Consider the following 1,281-nt stretch of genomic DNA (forward strand, 5'->3'; position numbering starts at 1 on the left):
CATCTAAAGACGTATAAATACCCTCCCGAATAATAAATAGGCTTCAACTAAACTGCTCCGTTAGTTGAATAGGAAAAATGGCTTTACTCCTTATTGAAGTAAAGCACCCGTTAGTTGAACAAGTTAGTGTACCTATTATTTAATTTTTTTAGCTACATAATCCCCGTAAAAGTATGAGTTATATAGATGATCATATTTAGGTGTAGCAATTATAGTATATTTACCATTTTCATCAACTTCAAATAAAGCTACATTATTATACTCCCATCCTACCGAATGATCAGGATTTGAATCATCTACCAACATATCAATGTTGTATATCCCTTTAGTTAATACCCCACTTTGTTGAAAGTCCACTATTAAATCCTTAGCTTTTGGAATAGGATGTTTATTTTTATTCATGTCAAATTCAAATAAAAAATTCACCACACCTATATACCTCGAATTATAATTTTCACGCCGAGGATCACTTGGTTTCAATGTAGGTAAAAGAGCATTGGTATCAATCTTTTGGGTCTTTTTAAAATCTTCTAATACTTCTTGAGAATATACTATATTTAATTCAATATTATCGAAAGGGAACATGTAGGCAGGTTCTCCATCCTCAATAACAACTTTTTGAGGATATTTTACTAATCCATACTTTTTTATTATTTTATTCGTCGCGTGAATAACTTCAGGATGCTGCTCTATATATGCACCTTTAAACATTTCTAAATAAAAATCATCACTTGATTCTTGAACAAAATTATAGATAATACTTTTATCCTGATGAGTCTCCTTTTCAAAAGTAAGTCTTGGATACGCTGAATACGGTTTATCAATTCTTAAATGAGTATCGTAATTATAATCTACCAAGAAATTGTTTTCTGCTGTTATAATTTGAAACTCCTTTTCAAATCCATAATTAGTTTTTAAATAATCTTGAACTGGCTTTTTTAAATCATCTTTAGAGTCACATCCATTTAGAATTAGGATTGAAATACTCCCTAAGATGATTTGAGTCAATTTTTGAATATTCATCAATCCACTATCCTACCTTTCTTAAATTATTAATAATTATGTCATTCCTTATTCAACTAAACCGCTCCGTTAGTTGAATAAGCTCTAACGACTATGTAAATGGTTATTAAATTTAATTAATGCTTCATTTATTTCTTTTCTTAGTTGTTGTTCTGATATTTCGTATGGAGTCTCTTGTCCAGGAAGACACTCATGCCAGTAACAATCTGCTGATTCAAATAACCCATTCAGAATTTCAAATAAGGGTTTGCCCATTAC

General features: G+C 30.2%; 2 protein-coding genes. Both read right to left on the bottom strand.

Annotated elements, in window-relative coordinates:
* Positions 1 to 135: 135 nt before the first annotated feature.
* On the bottom strand, positions 136 to 1,026 hold the full coding sequence (locus AC1DSB_RS19450) for a hypothetical protein (protein WP_477533270.1): 891 nt from the start codon (positions 1,024 to 1,026) through the stop codon (positions 136 to 138).
* Positions 1,027 to 1,107: 81 nt separating this feature from the next.
* On the bottom strand, positions 1,108 to 1,278 hold the full coding sequence (locus AC1DSB_RS19455) for a colicin immunity domain-containing protein (protein ID WP_477587435.1): 171 nt from the start codon (positions 1,276 to 1,278) through the stop codon (positions 1,108 to 1,110).
* Positions 1,279 to 1,281: the final 3 nt, after the last annotated feature.

It is taken from the genome of Paenisporosarcina sp. P4_E4_2 (assembly GCF_056401595.1).

Coding starts and splice junctions, on each gene's coding strand:
- AC1DSB_RS19455 (WP_477587435.1), bottom strand. CDS start 1,278: ATGGGCAAACCCTTATTTGAAATTCTGAATGGGTTATTTGAATCAGCA.